This window comes from Hymenobacter sp. YC55 (assembly GCF_029433095.1).
In the GTDB taxonomy this organism is placed as follows: domain Bacteria; phylum Bacteroidota; class Bacteroidia; order Cytophagales; family Hymenobacteraceae; genus Hymenobacter.
Genome location: NZ_JARNTX010000002.1, coordinates 1,184,645 through 1,199,578, shown reverse-complemented (window position 1 = coordinate 1,199,578; position 14,934 = coordinate 1,184,645). Strand labels below are relative to the sequence as shown.

Genomic DNA, 14,934 nt, shown 5'->3' with positions numbered 1-14,934 from the left:
GCCGTACTGTTTAGAATAGCTGACGATCAACAGGTAAACACTAACTGTTGCTTATCAAGCGATTAGATAGTGCCTTTCTCGGCAGCCTTCTTCAGTTTATCGTTGGCGAAGATGGCAACTTCTACCCGACGGTTAGCAATGCGGCCAGCCTCTGTGGAGTTGTCGGCAATTGGCTGCTTCGAGCCGTAGCCCGTTACGGTGAAGCGCGAAGCATCAACACCCTGCTGCTGCGTGTAGTTGGCTACTGCCTGTGCACGACGCTGCGAAAGAGGATCGTTGATAGCGTCGGTACCGGTGTTGTCGGTGTGGCCTTCTACGATAACGTTGGTGTCACCGTACTTGATGAGGGTTTGAGCCAACTCTTTGATGTTCTCTTGAGCAGCAGAAGTTAGAGCAGCCGAATTCTTGGCGAAGAGCAAGCCCGAGTCGAAGGTGATTTTGATGCCTTCGCCCACGCGCTCCACTTTAGCGCCAGCCATTTCCTTCTTCAGTTCAGCAGCCTGCTTGTCCATCCGGCGGCCAATCAGAGCGCCACCGGCACCACCTACAGCAGCACCAATGATGGCACCTTTAGCAGTACCGCTTTTGCCACCAATTACGCGGCCCAATACGCCACCAGCGGCAGCGCCGCCCAGACCACCGATAATACCGCCTTTAGCAGTTTTGCTCCAAGGCTTCTTGGTGGTAGTGGTTTCAGTAGTCGTTTGTGCTTGCACAGTGCTGGTACCTACCATCAGCAGAGCCAGCAACATAAGGAAAAAGGAACGTAAGTTTTTCATGATAAAAAGGTTAAAGGAGTTTCGGAATTAGGAAATGAGAACGGAAATGAAAAGTGTTAAATCGGCCCGAAGATAATAAGTAGAATCAACCAACGGGCCGACTACCAATTTCTTTGCAACCACCTTGCCAAAATTTCAAAAAACTCCTGCAAACAACTAAAAAGCCCCTAAAAAGCGCCTCCTGTGTTACTTTCGAAGATTTATTTAAGTTACAAAAACGCCTCGTGTCAGATTTTGGTATATTATTTCTTAGAAAATAAACTCACACAAAATTAGCTAACAAAGAATGATTATTATTTTTTTATAACATAGTACTATTTACAAGCCAATATTATTGTAGCTGATTTAATTTATTAGATTATAAACCGCAACAGATATTCTAGAGTGTGTATTTGCTACGCCACGTTATCGAAATATGGGCATATCATACGCACTGCATTTCTTGGCGCGTTGGGCTACGCAAAGCAGCATGTGTCTTGAGCTCGTCTGAATGCCTAGGCGACACTAGACACAAGCTCACATCTAAAAAAGTGAAGCAGTACCGATGCATAGTTGCCCCCGACTGCTTCAACCTGCTACCACAAAAAAGACCGCACCATTAGTGCGGTCTTTTGCTTTGCGTTAACAAAGAAGGGGTTATAGCGTGCCTTTTTCAGCAGCCTTTTTCATCTTCTCGTTAGCGTAGATAGCAATTTCTACCCGACGGTTAGCTTGCCGGCCAGCCTCAGTAGTGTTATCGGCAATCGGCTGCGACGAACCATAGCCCTGCGTAGTAATGCGCGAAGCATCTACGCCTTGCTGGGTGGTATAGTCGGCTACGGCCTGGGCACGACGCTGCGAGAGAGGATTATTGATGGCATCCGAACCGGTGTTGTCGGTGTGGCCCTCAACCAAAACGTTGGTATCAGGATATTTCTGGAGAACAGCAGCCATCTTCTGGATTTCCGTTTGCGAAGCGGAGCGGAGAGTAGAGCTGTTGGTGTCGAAGAGGATGCCCGAGTCGAAGGTAATCTTGATGCCTTCGCCTACGCGCTCCACACGAGCGTTCTGCATGTCGCGCTGCAGCTCTTCGGCTTGCTTGTCCATTTTGCGGCCAATCAGAGCGCCGCCTGAACCACCTACAGCAGCTCCAATGATGGCGCCAGCCGCAGTACCGCTTTTGCCACCAATTACGCGGCCCAATACGCCGCCAACTACAGCACCACCGCCGGCACCGAGCAAGCCTCCTTTAGCCGTTTTGCTCATGCCCGTCTTGCGAGGGCCGGTACCGTTGCCAGTCGGAGCATCCGGAATGTTGGGGTTGCGAGTGGTAGCGCACGAGCCAAGAAGCAGCGTCAGCGCCATAAACAAAGACAAAAGTGACTTAGGGGTTTTCATCGAAGTGAACTTGGTGGAATGGTGAGAGTGAGGGTAACGAGCGTGCTTACTGTACTTGCTGAAAAAATGTTTGCTAAGGCAGCTGCTCGGGCCAAAGTCAAGGTGGTTCTTATTGGCCCATAAACAAGCAAACCTGCCTAACCCGCGCTAGTGCGGGTCGGGCAGGTCTTTCCAAGAAGCGTGCCGGCTTTTAAACCTGTTGTGCAGACTTCGTACTGGCTTTCGATGTCACCTCGGTCGGACGCAGCATAGCAAGCAGGTCGGTGAGGCGGGATTTCAGTTCTTTGCGGTCGACAATAAAATCGAGGAAGCCGTGCTCCAGCACAAACTCGGCGCTCTGAAATCCTTTGGGCAAGTCTTTGCCAATGGTTTCCTTGATAACGCGCGGACCAGCAAATCCAATAAGGGCGCCTGGCTCTGCAATATTAAAGTCGCCGAGCATGGCAAAAGAGGCCGTAACCCCCCCGGTAGTGGGGTCAGTGAGCAAGGAAATATAAGGTAGCCCCGCTTCGGAAAGCAACGCAAGCTTGGCCGACGTTTTAGCCATTTGCATCAGCGAGAAACCGGCTTCCATCATGCGGGCTCCACCCGAGCGCGAAATCATGAGGAAAGGCAACCGATGTTGCCGGGCATAATCGATGGCGCGGGCAATTTTTTCGCCTACCACGGAGCCCATAGAGCCCCCAATGAAGCGAAAATCCATGGCTGCTACCACCAGTTCCAAGCCGTTGAGCTGGCCGTGGGCGGTGCGGACAGCATCGGTCAGGCCCGTTACTTTTTCGGTGGCCGACAAGCGCTGGGGATACGCCTTGGTATCCACAAAATGCAGGGGGTCAGCGGAATGCATTTCAGCATCTAGCTCTACAAACTGGCCCCCGTCAAAAAGAAATTCGAAATATTCGGCGGCGTCGATCCGCTCGTGGTGGTTGCAATTGCCGCAAGTGTAGAGCAGGCGCTTGTGCTCGGCCATGGTAGCCACCGTTTTACACTCGGGGCACTTGTGCCACAAGCCGTCCGGGGTTTCCTTTTTCTCTTCCGTCGGCGTGACGATACCTTTCTCTACGCGCTTAAACCAAGACATTTTTTGGTATTGAGTATGGGTACTGAGTATGAGACAATAGTTGGGGCCGCAGCACTTCACTCGGTGAGTGCCGGGCATTCTGCGGCAAAGATGCAGGAACTAATCAGTAGTATCTCACTACTTGTTACTGGTTGCTTTCCATTTTGTACCTAAGCCAACGCAATGGCACCATTCGGCGGCATATCTGATCTAGATGTTTTTTACGGACTTACACCTTTAGTGATAAGAACTTGGAAAGCTTGCAACCAAAAATTAGGCTCTGTTGGCCTGCTCGTTCAACATAGCGGTTTTGCTGGATGCTTCTCGTTGACCTTTGCTTGTGCTTTTACCACTTGAATTTAAGAGGCTAATCAGGCCCATATAAAGTTGGCTAGCCAGTGGCGGATCAGACCGGTGGGCTTTTCGTTGGCAAGGTTTCGTGCTTGGCGGTGGCACACGACGTGCAGCATTAAATATGACTTGAACGAGCTGCGGCAAAACAAGATCAAATATAGCTTGAAAACCCGTCGATTGTCGGGCTGCGTTGTAACATCAACCAGTCCCTGAGTACCTTGCCGCGGGAAAATTCCTCTGGTGTACGCCACCCATTAACCTTCGATTTTCACCTTCGTCTTTTCTGTGAAAAATTCTTCTACTAGTCTACTAGCTTTTGCTCTGACTGCTGCCACCCTGCTACCTGGCTGCGTACCCTCTAAGCGCTACGAAGACCTCAAAGCCCGCCAAGCCTCTACGGAGCAAAGCAAAGCCGACGCCGAGCGCCAGCATCGCCTCGCAGTGGCCGAACTCAAAAAAGCTACCGAGGAGATAAACCAGTTGCACCTCGACAACAAACGCCTCACCGACGACTCTACCCAGACCGGCAACGCCCTGCGCCGAACCCGCCAACTTTACGCTCAACTCACCGACAGCTACGACAAGCTACTCAAAAACAGCGACCGGGAGCTAGCCAACAAATCGTCGGACTACAATAAGGTGGCCCAGGACTTGGCTCGCCGCGAAGCTGAGCTTGGTGAGCTAGACACTTCGCTAAAGAAGAACCGGGCAGCTATGGACAAGCTGAGTGCCGACCTGCAAACTCGTGAAGCCCGCCTGACCGAGTTGGAAAAGGCGTTAGCTGAAAAAGATAAAGCCGTAAACGACCTGCGAGCCAGCGTAGCCAATGCCCTCCGCGGCTTCCAAGGCACCGATTTGCAGGTGAAGATGAAGGATGGTAAAGTATACGTTTCGCTCTCCGAGCAGCTGCTCTTCAAAACCGGCTCCACCAAAGTGGACCCTAAAGGCCAGGAGGCCCTCAAGCAACTGGCTGTTGCGCTCAAGGCCCAACCCGACGTGAACGTGGTAGTGGAAGGCCACACCGACAACGTGCCCTTCAGCCGCCCCACGGCTGCCATGCAAGACAACTGGGACCTGAGCGTACTACGCGCCACAGAAATTGCCCGGCTACTAACCACGGGCGGCATACCAGCTGCCCGCGTTACCGCTTCGGGCCGCTCGCAGTACGTACCGGTAGCCGCCAACGATACGCCCGCCAATAAGGCGCTGAACCGCCGTACCGAAATCATTCTCACGCCCAAGCTCAACGAGTTGCTCAAGATCTTGGACAGTAACTCTGCAACTCCAGCTGCCGGCAAATAAGGCGCTGGCGTTTATAACCGCTTCTCTACCTTTTTAGTATAGTATATTCAAGGCCAACCTTTTACGGTTGGCCTTGCTCTTTATTACGCCTTCATAGTTCTGTCTAGTCTATATTCTTCTCAAACTTATGCCTACCTCTTTACTCACCCGTTCAGTACTTGCCGTACTCCTCATGTTGGGGGCTTGGCTACCAGTTCACGCCACGCACGTTTTAGGTGGCGAACTGACGTACACGTATATCGAGGGTTCTGCTTCGCAGTACAAAATTCTGGGCCGCATCTACGCCCGCGACCCCGCTACTGGTGTACCGGACCAGCCTTTTATGCAATTAGATTGTAGTCTAAATGGATGTTCGCTAACTACTCCAGGTAGCTTCTCGGTGCGAGTAAACCGCGTGCGACCTTCCTCCAAACGATTGGGTTGTGCTGGCTCAGCAGTTTTCTTGATAGGAGAATATGAAGCTATAGTTACGCTCCCTCCAGGTCAATGGAAAATCAGCAGTGTGTTTACAACTCGTGGCGGCACCAGTAATCTGACTAATCCATCAGGCAATGATTTGTACCTGAGCGCTTTCCTTGATAATAGCAGCGGCTCACACAACTCTTCGCCCAGATTCACCTCATTCACTTTACCCTATAATCTAGCCGTCAATCAACCCTATAGATACAGCTTCAGTGCTTTCGAGCCCGACGGCGACTCGCTTGTATACCGGGCGGTACAACCGGCTACTAGCTCTGCAATAGCAGCGTCAAGCTGTGGTACGCCAATTCAATATACATCTTACCCGGCGGGCCAATTTCAGGACCCAACTACTGGACAGATGGTTTCTTATCCGGCCGGTCAGTTCACCGTAGCTTTTCCGCTTTTGTCGTTTCAGACAGTTAATGCTGTGGCCGTTCCTCAGTTTAATCTAAATGCTACCACTGGCGAGTTGCTTACAACACCAGTTACGCAAGTAGGAGATTTCTCGGTGCCCGTACAAATAGACGAGTATCGCCGCCTCAATGGTGCCTGGACCTTGATAGGGCAGGTTACGCGTGACGTTCCCTACGGTGTGCGCAACCCCAGCACCAACCGCAACCCTACTATTAGCAGCCTAAAAGTAGCGGGCGCCGCAGCTACTCAACCCATTGACCAACCCGTTGCGGTACGACCCGGCCAATCGGTATCGTTGACGCTTACCGCCACCGACCCCGATGCAGGCCAGATGGTACAGTTGAGCAGTGATGTAGCGGCGGTTGTGCCAGGTGCATCTTTTCAAGCGCAAGGCACAAATCAGGGGGTGCTTACGTGGCAAGTACCGGCTGCCCTGCCGCTAGGCCGATACACAGTTGCCGTAACGGTAGCCGACAATAATTGCCCCCTGAACGGCCATGAGGTACGCACCATCACCTTTCTGGTATCCAACCAAATACTGGCTACGCATAGCAGCCGCCCAAGGGTGCTTTCAGCCTACCCCGTCCCCTTCCACGACCGGGTGCAGTTCCAGTTGCCTACTGCAGCAGTTCAATCAGTAACCATCACCGACAACCTAGGCCGCCTGGTTACGACGCTCAAGAGCCGCCCCGATGGGAGTGTAGAATGGCTTCCGAGCACTGAGGTAGTTGTGGGCACGTACTTCGCCCGGCCCACCGATGGCAGTTATGTTTGCCGCCTGCTCCGTCAATAAGGCAAGTATTTAACTCAACGTAGTCCCAACACAAAGGCCGACTCCTTATAGGAATCGGCCTTTGTGTTAGCGAAAGAAATAACGCGCTACTTGGTGGTTGGCAGCGTTAGGCTTAGACGGGCGAAATAGAAGCCCCCGTTGTAGCCGAACTGGTTGGGATTGTAGATGGTCCGGCCGCGGTTGGTGTTGTCGAGACTGGAGTTGTAGCTCAGCAGCGGATCGACAGAGAAGTTGTTGGGGTTGTTGCGGGGGTTGACTCTGTACTTGTCGGGATATACATCGAAGAGGTTGTTGGCCCCCACCGTCAGCCCAATTTCCTTGAGGAGTTGCACACTTACGGTCAGGTCGGTAACCCACTTAGCCCGGAAGGTCTGGTCGATGGAAGAATACAGGAACGTGTCGCCGGCAGGGCTGCCTAAGCGGGCATCTTTGTATTCTACCGCGCCAAAACGCACAGTGCGTACTTCTACCCCAAAAATTCCCACTGCATAGTTTGCCGTCAAGTTGATTTTGCTGCGGGGCTGCGCTGTCTCCAAACGGCCCCGCTGCTGCCGGTCGAACAAGGTGTTTTGCAGGTTGATGGCGCCTGGGGTGGGGTCATTGTCGATGGTGGAAGAGCTGCGGACCCGTTGCACTTCGGTTTTGTTGAAGTTGGCGGCCACCGTCAATCCTAAGCGGCCGGGACCGAGGGGCAGCCGCTCGTTGGCGACAATGTCGATGCCGCGGGTGCGGGTGTCTACGGCATTGGCAAAAAACTGCACCTGGCTCACTGGTAAAGTACCTAATATGGTGTTTACGGTGGGATTGGTGCGGCTGAATTGCGACGACAGCACAATCCGGTCGTCGATGTCAATCTGGTAAGCATCCACGGTCAGCGTAAAGCTTTCCAAGGCCCGCGCCGTCACCCCGATGCTGTAGTTCACCGACTTTTCTTGCTTCAAAGCCGGAATGCCAAAGCCTTGTTGCCCTGTTCCGGTTGCGCTAAAGCTGTTGCGAACAATGGGGTTGTCGTTGTTCACGGTCAGTACCTGCTGCGCGTTGCCTTGCACGAATTGGGTGCTGGTGTTGGTGAAGTAGCGCTGTTGCAGCGAAGGGGCCCGGAAACCATTGCCGACGGTACCCCGCACGGCCAACTGCTCCAAGATGCTGTAGCGGGCCGAAACTTTACCGCTCACGTTGGAGCCAAAGTCGCTGTAGCGCTCGGCGCGGCCGGCTATTCCTACCAGCAGCTTCTCGGTCAAGTCGCTTTCCAAGTCGATGTAGCCAGCCACGTTGTTGCGCGAGCGGTCCACCTCATCGGAAGGCTGATAGCCTGGAAATACCTGCGCTCCGGCAGCCGCTGGGGTACCCGTGGAGGTCGACGTGACGTTTACGCGGCGGCCGCCGTAGATATACGAGCCTACATCACCTGCCTGAATTTGGTAGTTGTCGTTGCGATATTCGCCGCCAAAAGCCACGTTCAGAGTACTCAAAGCGGCTACGTCGGTGAAACGCCGTGAGAAGTTCAGGTTGGTGGTATTTTGGCGGAACGCTATGGTGCCCGCGTAAAAAGTAGTGGGCGTATAGCCTATCAGCGAGGCATTGAGGGTGTTGCTGATGTCGAAGCGGATTTCGTTGCGGCCGAAGGTGTTACTCAAATCCACATCAAAGCCCCCCACCGTAGCCCGCAAGCCGGCAATAACCGACTGGTCGTCGATGCGGGTGTTGATGAAGGGCAGAAAGCCATTGGGATACAGGTTTAGGTCGACTTGCGTTACCTGATTGGGCAGGCGGTAGAAACCAGCAGCTTTGCCGGTACGGTGCGTAGCGCCGGCCGTCACGTACGCTTCCAGCCCAATGGCCGGCAGCAGCTTGTAGCCGGCATTCAGGAAGCCTCCAATGTTGCGCGACTCTGACTGGCCCAGGCGCAGATTGCGGCGGTTGTAGCCGTTTTCCGCTACTAGCCGGTCATCTTCCGCTTTCAGCGCGCGGCGTTCCTCCTCGGTATCGGCGGCAGTACCGCCAGGGTAGTTGCCGCTGTTGCCGCCTAGGTAGATAAGAGGTGCCGTATCAACACCAGAGCGGTTGGTGTAGCCGCGGTTGCTGAACTGCCCGCTCAGATCCACAAAGCCGCGCCCAGCTAGGCCAATACCCACATTGGCGTCGGCCTGGTAGAGGCGGCCGTCGCCCTCGTACGTTTCGCCTACGGTGCTGGTGGCCTGAATGCCCGTTGTGTCGTCTTTGAGTTGAATGTTGATTACACCGGCAATGGCATCGGAGCCGTACTGAGCTGCCGCTCCATCGCGCAGCACTTCAATGCGCTTGATCGAAGCATTAGGTATTACGTTCAGGTCGGTACCAACTGAGCCGCGGCCGACCGTGCCGTTGATGTTGACCAGAGCCGAGCTGTGCCGCCGCTTGCCATTGACGAGTACCAGCACCTGATCGGGCCCAAGCCCACGCAACGACGCTGGGTCTACGTGGTCGGTGCCATCGGAAATAGCCTGCCGCGACGACTGAAACGACGGCGCTACGTAGGTCATGATCTGGGCAACGTCGGTTTGGGCGAAGGCTTTTATCTCGCGGGCCGAAATAACATCGACTGGCGAAGTGGTGAGAATGTTGGAGCGGCCTTCGGTGGCACGCGAACCGGTTACAACTACCTCGTTCAGGTCAGTGGCGGCATCGGCGAGGCGCACGTCAATGGTAGTGCGTCCATTGACGGGTATCTGCTGGCTGGCTGAACCCACGGCCGAAAATACCAGCGTTGCGGTGCCCGGCACCTCGATGCGGTAGCGGCCGTCGCCGTCGGTGGAGGTGCCGTTGGTCGTGCCTTGCTGTAGCACCGTCACGCCGGGCTGAGGACCACCTGTTCCGCTTACCCGACCGGTCACGGTGATATTCTGGGCGAAGCTTGAAACCAGTAGAAACAGGGAAAACCCTAGAAATAGGAATAGCTTTTTACTCATACAAACGGTGGTAAGATGGGAGGTTTGGGGAGGTCCAAGGAGAATCTGTCAACCGCACTTTTTGCAATCAGCTTCCTTTCCAAGACCCCTGCTATTATCTAATATAGACACAGGATTTTAATACTTCTTGCAATCCTCTTATATATCAATAAAAAACTGCTAGCACAGCTAGGGTAGCACCCGTCTGCTCCACTCAATTGCTTGCTTGCGTTGCTCTAACAACCTAGTGAATAGCAACCAGCAGCTTGCATCTAACCTATTGTTGCACAACGACAACCACGCACAAGTAAGCATTGTACTACCCAAAGCCCATGTCTACCTACCACTTGCTGGCCAACTATCAAATCCGCTTAGCGCCACCATTGCCCTGGTAGCGGCCCATCTGCTACGGTAATGCGCTGGCCGGGAGCGGGCAGCAAGAGCGGTACCTCCGGACTAGCGGCGGCTACCAACCGGTCGGCGGGTTCATGCCAGCTGTGAAAAGCTAAGTTGAAGGTAGCCCAGTGCAGGGGCAGCAACGCTCCGCCACCTAGGGCCCGATGCGCTACTAGTGCCTTATCAGGTCCCATGTGAATGGCCGACCATTGCTCGTCGTAAGCGCCTATTTCCAGCATCACTAGGTCGAAGGGGCCATAGGCTGCCCCTATTTCGCGGAAGCCGGTTTCAAAAGGCCCCGAATCGCCTCCGAAAAAAGCCCGGTGCTTGGGGCCAAGCAGGCACCATGACGCCCACAGCGTAGTGTCGCGGGTGAGGCCCCGGCCGGAGAAGTGCCGGGCAGGTGTTGCAACCAGCGTGTGCTCTTGGCCAACGGCTATTTCCTGCCACCAGTCCAGCTCGTGAATCTGCGAGCTAGCTACTCCCCAACGACGCAGGTGACCTCCAACACCCAACGGACAGAAGAACGGTACGCCCGTGGTAGCTAGCTCCCGGATGGCGTCTTTGTCGAGATGGTCGTAGTGGTCGTGGGAAATAACAACTCCATCAAGCGGTGGTAGTGCCGAGAGTGGCAGCGGAGGCGCAAAGAAACGTTTTGGTCCTATAGCCACCGGCGAGGCCCGCAGCCGCCATACCGGGTCGGTAAGGAACCGTTTCCCGTCAAGTTCAATAAGAGTGCTCGAGTGTCCAAACCAAGTTACACGCAATGCCTCGGTTGGCACAGGCTCAGCCAAACGGGCGGCATCGGTCCGGAATGGCCCTAGCGGCCGGCGTGGTACTCGCTCCTCTTTGCCAAGGAATTGCCGCCGCAGCATCAAGCCATAGTCCGAGGACATGGTGGTGGGCATGCTGTTTAGATATTTTTTGCCGTTGAAGCTAGACGGGGTTTTCATGCGCAGTACGAAGATTAGGCTGTTGCATAGCATAAACGCTTACCCCGTGTATTTACCTTAACAGCAGCATAGCCTTTGGCATGACAGGCAGTTCTGCATTCAAACCTGACTAGGTTGAATGCAGGTTCTGGCACGCTACCGTCTGCTCTATCTCAACATTCCTTGCACTACGGGTAGTGCTTGCAGGGACCATTGCTGCATGTGCTTACCAGAGTAGTGCAGCTTGTCAGAAGTGTACTGAGTGGCATCGTTGCCGGCCGAACGAGTGATGCCTGTTATGTCCACGTAGGCAATACCAGCCTGCCGGCATTCAGCCTGAGCTACAGCATTGAACTGGTCTATTTCCTGGCTAATCTTAGCTTGGTCGTAGCCTAGGGCATAAGGCGAGCGGCCCCAATCCGGAATTGATAGCACTAGTACCCGCCCGGGGCGGTTGCCCGCAAATTGAATAGCTTTTTGCAGCAGTTGCCGAAACTCTAGCCGGTAATTGGCTACTGGCAGCCCCCGATATTGGTTGTTGACGCCAATTAGCAAAGACACCAGGCTGTAGGTCTTTTGATTGCCCGACGCCTGAATGGCTGCTTGCAGTTCCGAGGTTGTCCAGCCGGTATGGGCAATTATGTCGGGGGCAGCTACCCCTTCTGGCTTTGCGAGCCGGGCTAGCTGCACGCTCCAGCGGTCTGCTTCCGGCACCCCTTCCCCAATAGTGTAGGAGTCGCCGAGCGAAAGAAAAGTGTTGGTAGTACCAGTGGCAGGCCCGGTTGGGGGTGTCGTGTAAGGTTGGGGGTCGTTAGCTGGCTTCGCGCAGCTAGCTCCTATCCACAACAAAAGCAATAATGCACGCACCATTATCAGACGCTAGATTTAGAAGCCGCATATACGCCAAGCCAGCCCACTCAGATTGACGAAGTTCTGGCAACGTACACTTAGCTCCTCCTCGGCCTCAGCGCTACTGCCCCAGTGCTGTGCCTCTACCGTACCCGATAGGTTAAACCCAAGCGCAGCAGACGGGAATACGCTTCCTCGTAGCTACCATCCAAACCATTTGCATAATTGATGAGGCCGTATGAATAGCCCGCTGTTACACCAATTTTCTCGTACCAAGCCGTTACCTCCGCGTGCAAACGAACATCGCCCCGGCGCCGAATGACTTCACTTCGGTTGATTTTCCAAGTGGTGCCGTTGTTGTACTCAAAGCTGCCGCTTCCCTTTTGTCTCACTCCGAAGACATACGCTGCCTCCGGCCCAGCTAGCAGGTCTAGGTTCACTGTTCTCACTTGAAATCGATGCCCTGCTCCTAGGAATGCCGTCAGATTTTGGGTAATTATGGCAATGGTACCGTCAGCCGGATACCAGCTTCTAAACGAACTAAACGGGCTAGAAGAGTAATCCACTTGGTTGACTGCTGCCCGGCTGCGCATCCGGTCATAGCCTATGTCCAAAGCAAGCAGTCCATTGTGTGGGCCAACGTGTTGCATGCGCCCTCCTACCGTGAATCCTGTACCTACTTTCCGGCCATACGAATTGGATGCGAAGCCATTAGGACCCGTGCTTAAATAGTCGTTGTAATAGCTGACGGTGGAAACAGAGGCCGCGCCCTGGCCACTAAACCGAAATAGCCCAAAGTCGGCTCGACCGCTGTATTCTGTGTGCTGCGCAGCCACAGGCCCCACCAAACCCATCAGCAGTGAAACTAGTAAGCGTTGCTTCATAAAGAAAAGAACTCAGATGGCTAGATATAACAGAGGACTCTCTTGTAGGAGAGTCCTCTGTTATAAAAGGTTGCATCTACGTGCCATTGCTGGCACCTATACTATTACGGCTATGCGCTACAGCTATTAGCCGAAAGCTTGCCGCAGGTCTTCGATTAAGTCTTCAATATCTTCAATACCCACGCTCAAGCGAATCAACGAATCGGAAAGGCCCGCTTTGCGGCGCTCCTCAACTGGAATGCTGGCATGCGTCATGCTGGCCGGGTGCCCTGAAAGGCTTTCCACTCCACCTAGGCTTTCAGCAAGAGTAAACAACTCTAGCTTTTCGAGTACAGCCACAGCATCTTCCATTTTGTCGCCTTTGAGCACAAAGGAAATCATGCCTCCGAAGTCATTCATCTGACGAGCAGCCACCTCATGATTAGGATGGTCAGTGAAGCCGGGCCAAAACACCTTTTCCACCTTCGGATGCGCCTTCAGGTATTCGGCTACTGCGCGGCCATTTTCGCAGTGACGCTGCATACGGATGTGCAGTGTTTTCAGGCCCCGTAGCACCAGGAAACAGTCTTGAGGACCAGGCGTGCCACCACAGGCGTTCTGCAGGAAACGTAGCCGCTCGTGCAACTCATCCTCATTTACTACAATAGCGCCCATTACCACGTCGGAGTGGCCGCCCATGTACTTGGTTAGGGAGTGCATCACCATATCGGCGCCTAGGTCCAGCGGAGTTTGCAGGTAAGGAGTCGAGAAGGTATTATCAACTACGAGCAGTGCCCCTGCCTTCTTTGCGACTGCAGCCGCGGCCGCAATGTCAATCACGTTGAGCAGCGGGTTGGTAGGTGTTTCCACCCAGATCAAGCGGGTACGCTCCGTCACGGCAGCTTCCACTGCTTGCATGTCGTGCATGGGCACGAAGTTGAACTTGATGCCGTAGTTAGCAAACACTTTGGTGAAGATGCGGTAGGAACCGCCGTACAAATCGTTGGTGCTGATTACCTCGTCGCCGGGCTGCAGCAGCTTCACAATAGCGTCGACGGCGGCCATACCCGAAGCAAAGGCAAGACCATGCTTACCGTTTTCGAGGGCAGCTACCGCGTTTTGAAGCTGGGTGCGAGTGGGATTGTGCGTGCGGGAATACTCGTAGCCTTTATGGTCGCCGGGTGAGCGTTGCACATAGGTTGAGGTCTGGTAAATGGGCGTCATGATGGCCCCCGTTTCGGGGTCAGGATGCACACCGGCATGAATGGCTTTGGTTCCGAATTTCATGAAGGAGCTTCTAGTTATAGAGAAAGGGTGAGAGGAGCGGCAAAGGTAGAAAGGTAGAAATCTTTCGCGCGGCCCTTACAACAAAGCAGGGCGAGCATATGGCGCATTACCGCAATATTTATTTTCAGCAATACGCTCATTTACACCTAAGCTCAACAGGTATATTCCTATATTGTCGGTAAAATTTTATTTACTTTTTCGTCCTATACATTGAAAAAACTATTACTCCTCCTTGCCTGTGCTTGCGTACCCGCCTTTGGCTTTGCCAGCGACCCGCCCGCCGATTCTGTTGCTCGCTACAAAGCTGTGGTAGACTCGATGCAGGCCACTCTGCACTACGAAACTGGCCGTGTTACCTTGCCCGAAGGCGTTGGCGAAATCACGGTACCCAATGGCTTCCGCTACCTTGATGCTGAGCAAAGCACCCGCGTGCTCACTAAGTTTTGGGGCAACCCAAACGGTGAATCCTTAGGAATGCTGTTTCCAGCTACGAAAGGTCCTCTTGATGAAGGTGGCTGGGCTTTCGTGGTGGAATACGAAAAGATGGGCTATGTGAAAGACGATGACGCCGAAGACATCAACTATGATGATCTACTCAAGGAAATGCAGTCTGACACCAAAGAAACCAACAAGGAACGCGCAGAAGCCGGTTACGAACCTGTGGAGTTGATAGGCTGGGCCGCAAAGCCCTACTACGATAAGAACCTAAATGTGCTGCACTGGGCCAAAGTGCTAAAGTTTGGAAATGCTACCGAAAACACACTCAACTACAACGTCCGCGTGCTAGGCCGCAAAGGCGTGTTGAATTTAAATGCCGTTGGATCGGTAGGCCAGCTGGCAGAAGTGCGAGGCACTATTCCTGCAGTTATTAAAAGTGTTTCATTCAGCAAAGGTCTACAGTATGCCGACTTTAACCCCGAGTTAGACGAGGTAGCAGCCTACGGTATTGGTGGACTGGTGGCAGGCAAAGTGCTAGCGAAGGTTGGCTTCTTTGCCGTGATTCTAAAATTCTGGAAAGTGCTAATTGCGCTGGTGGCCGCTGGCTGGACAGCTATCCGCCGCTTTTTTGGCGCTAAAGCAACCGACGAGCCTGCCGTAGTTGGAGGCTCTACCCCAGAGTCGGAGCCTGAAGCGTAGCC

General features: G+C 53.8%; 11 protein-coding genes. 3 read left to right on the top strand and 8 right to left on the bottom strand.

Features of this window, described 5'->3' with window-relative positions:
* Positions 1 to 62: 62 nt before the first annotated feature.
* The 3 genes from P1X16_RS18285 to accD form a co-directional block, all read right to left on the bottom strand.
* Positions 63 to 779: an OmpA family protein gene (locus tag P1X16_RS18285; protein ID WP_277231867.1), complete on the bottom strand. Its 717-nt coding sequence runs from the start codon at positions 777 to 779 to the stop codon at positions 63 to 65.
* Positions 780 to 1,415: 636 nt separating this feature from the next.
* Positions 1,416 to 2,156: an OmpA family protein gene (locus P1X16_RS18280; RefSeq protein ID WP_277231864.1), complete on the bottom strand. Its 741-nt coding sequence runs from the start codon at positions 2,154 to 2,156 to the stop codon at positions 1,416 to 1,418.
* 190 nt (positions 2,157 to 2,346) lie between these two features.
* Positions 2,347 to 3,237, bottom strand: coding sequence for an acetyl-CoA carboxylase, carboxyltransferase subunit beta (gene accD / locus P1X16_RS18275; protein ID WP_277231861.1), 891 nt, complete (start codon positions 3,235 to 3,237; stop codon positions 2,347 to 2,349).
* A 618-nt stretch (positions 3,238 to 3,855) separates the two neighbouring features.
* On the opposite strand from accD, the gene P1X16_RS18270 reads away from it, so the two are divergent.
* A complete protein-coding gene (locus P1X16_RS18270; protein ID WP_277231858.1) occupies positions 3,856 to 4,872 on the top strand; it encodes an OmpA family protein in 1,017 nt (338 codons plus the stop codon).
* A gap of 127 nt (positions 4,873 to 4,999) precedes the next feature.
* Positions 5,000 to 6,541: a hypothetical protein gene (locus tag P1X16_RS18265; protein ID WP_277231855.1), complete on the top strand. Its 1,542-nt coding sequence runs from the start codon at positions 5,000 to 5,002 to the stop codon at positions 6,539 to 6,541.
* A gap of 86 nt (positions 6,542 to 6,627) precedes the next feature.
* Here the strand turns inward: P1X16_RS18265 and P1X16_RS18260 are convergent, their stop codons facing one another.
* From P1X16_RS18260 to P1X16_RS18240, 5 genes are all read right to left on the bottom strand, one after another.
* Complete coding sequence (locus P1X16_RS18260; protein WP_277231852.1) at positions 6,628 to 9,489, bottom strand: TonB-dependent receptor; 2,862 nt, start codon at positions 9,487 to 9,489, stop codon at positions 6,628 to 6,630.
* A 350-nt stretch (positions 9,490 to 9,839) separates the two neighbouring features.
* A complete protein-coding gene (locus P1X16_RS18255; RefSeq protein WP_277231849.1) occupies positions 9,840 to 10,817 on the bottom strand; it encodes an MBL fold metallo-hydrolase in 978 nt (325 codons plus the stop codon).
* Between the two features lie 147 nt (positions 10,818 to 10,964).
* Complete coding sequence (locus P1X16_RS18250) at positions 10,965 to 11,666, bottom strand: GDSL-type esterase/lipase family protein (protein WP_277231846.1); 702 nt, start codon at positions 11,664 to 11,666, stop codon at positions 10,965 to 10,967.
* Positions 11,667 to 11,788: 122 nt separating this feature from the next.
* Positions 11,789 to 12,529 (bottom strand): hypothetical protein, encoded by a 741-nt coding sequence (locus P1X16_RS18245; protein ID WP_277231842.1) that lies wholly within the window; start codon positions 12,527 to 12,529, stop codon positions 11,789 to 11,791.
* Between the two features lie 126 nt (positions 12,530 to 12,655).
* Positions 12,656 to 13,795 carry a cystathionine gamma-synthase gene (locus P1X16_RS18240; protein ID WP_277231839.1) on the bottom strand — a complete coding sequence of 380 codons (1,140 nt, stop codon included), beginning with the start codon at positions 13,793 to 13,795 and terminating at the stop codon, positions 12,656 to 12,658.
* 210 nt (positions 13,796 to 14,005) lie between these two features.
* On the opposite strand from P1X16_RS18240, the gene P1X16_RS18235 reads away from it, so the two are divergent.
* On the top strand, positions 14,006 to 14,932 hold the full coding sequence (locus P1X16_RS18235; protein ID WP_277231836.1) for a DUF2167 domain-containing protein: 927 nt from the start codon (positions 14,006 to 14,008) through the stop codon (positions 14,930 to 14,932).
* The last annotated feature ends 2 nt before the right edge of the window (positions 14,933 to 14,934 follow it).

Coding starts and splice junctions, on each gene's coding strand:
- P1X16_RS18255 (WP_277231849.1), bottom strand. CDS start 10,817: ATGAAAACCCCGTCTAGCTTCAACGGCAAAAAATATCTAAACAGCATG.
- P1X16_RS18265 (WP_277231855.1), top strand. CDS start 5,000: ATGCCTACCTCTTTACTCACCCGTTCAGTACTTGCCGTACTCCTCATG.
- P1X16_RS18245 (WP_277231842.1), bottom strand. CDS start 12,529: ATGAAGCAACGCTTACTAGTTTCACTGCTGATGGGTTTGGTGGGGCCT.
- P1X16_RS18285 (WP_277231867.1), bottom strand. CDS start 779: ATGAAAAACTTACGTTCCTTTTTCCTTATGTTGCTGGCTCTGCTGATG.
- P1X16_RS18260 (WP_277231852.1), bottom strand. CDS start 9,489: ATGAGTAAAAAGCTATTCCTATTTCTAGGGTTTTCCCTGTTTCTACTG.
- P1X16_RS18250 (WP_277231846.1), bottom strand. CDS start 11,666: ATGGTGCGTGCATTATTGCTTTTGTTGTGGATAGGAGCTAGCTGCGCG.
- accD (WP_277231861.1), bottom strand. CDS start 3,237: ATGTCTTGGTTTAAGCGCGTAGAGAAAGGTATCGTCACGCCGACGGAA.
- P1X16_RS18240 (WP_277231839.1), bottom strand. CDS start 13,795: ATGAAATTCGGAACCAAAGCCATTCATGCCGGTGTGCATCCTGACCCC.
- P1X16_RS18280 (WP_277231864.1), bottom strand. CDS start 2,156: ATGAAAACCCCTAAGTCACTTTTGTCTTTGTTTATGGCGCTGACGCTG.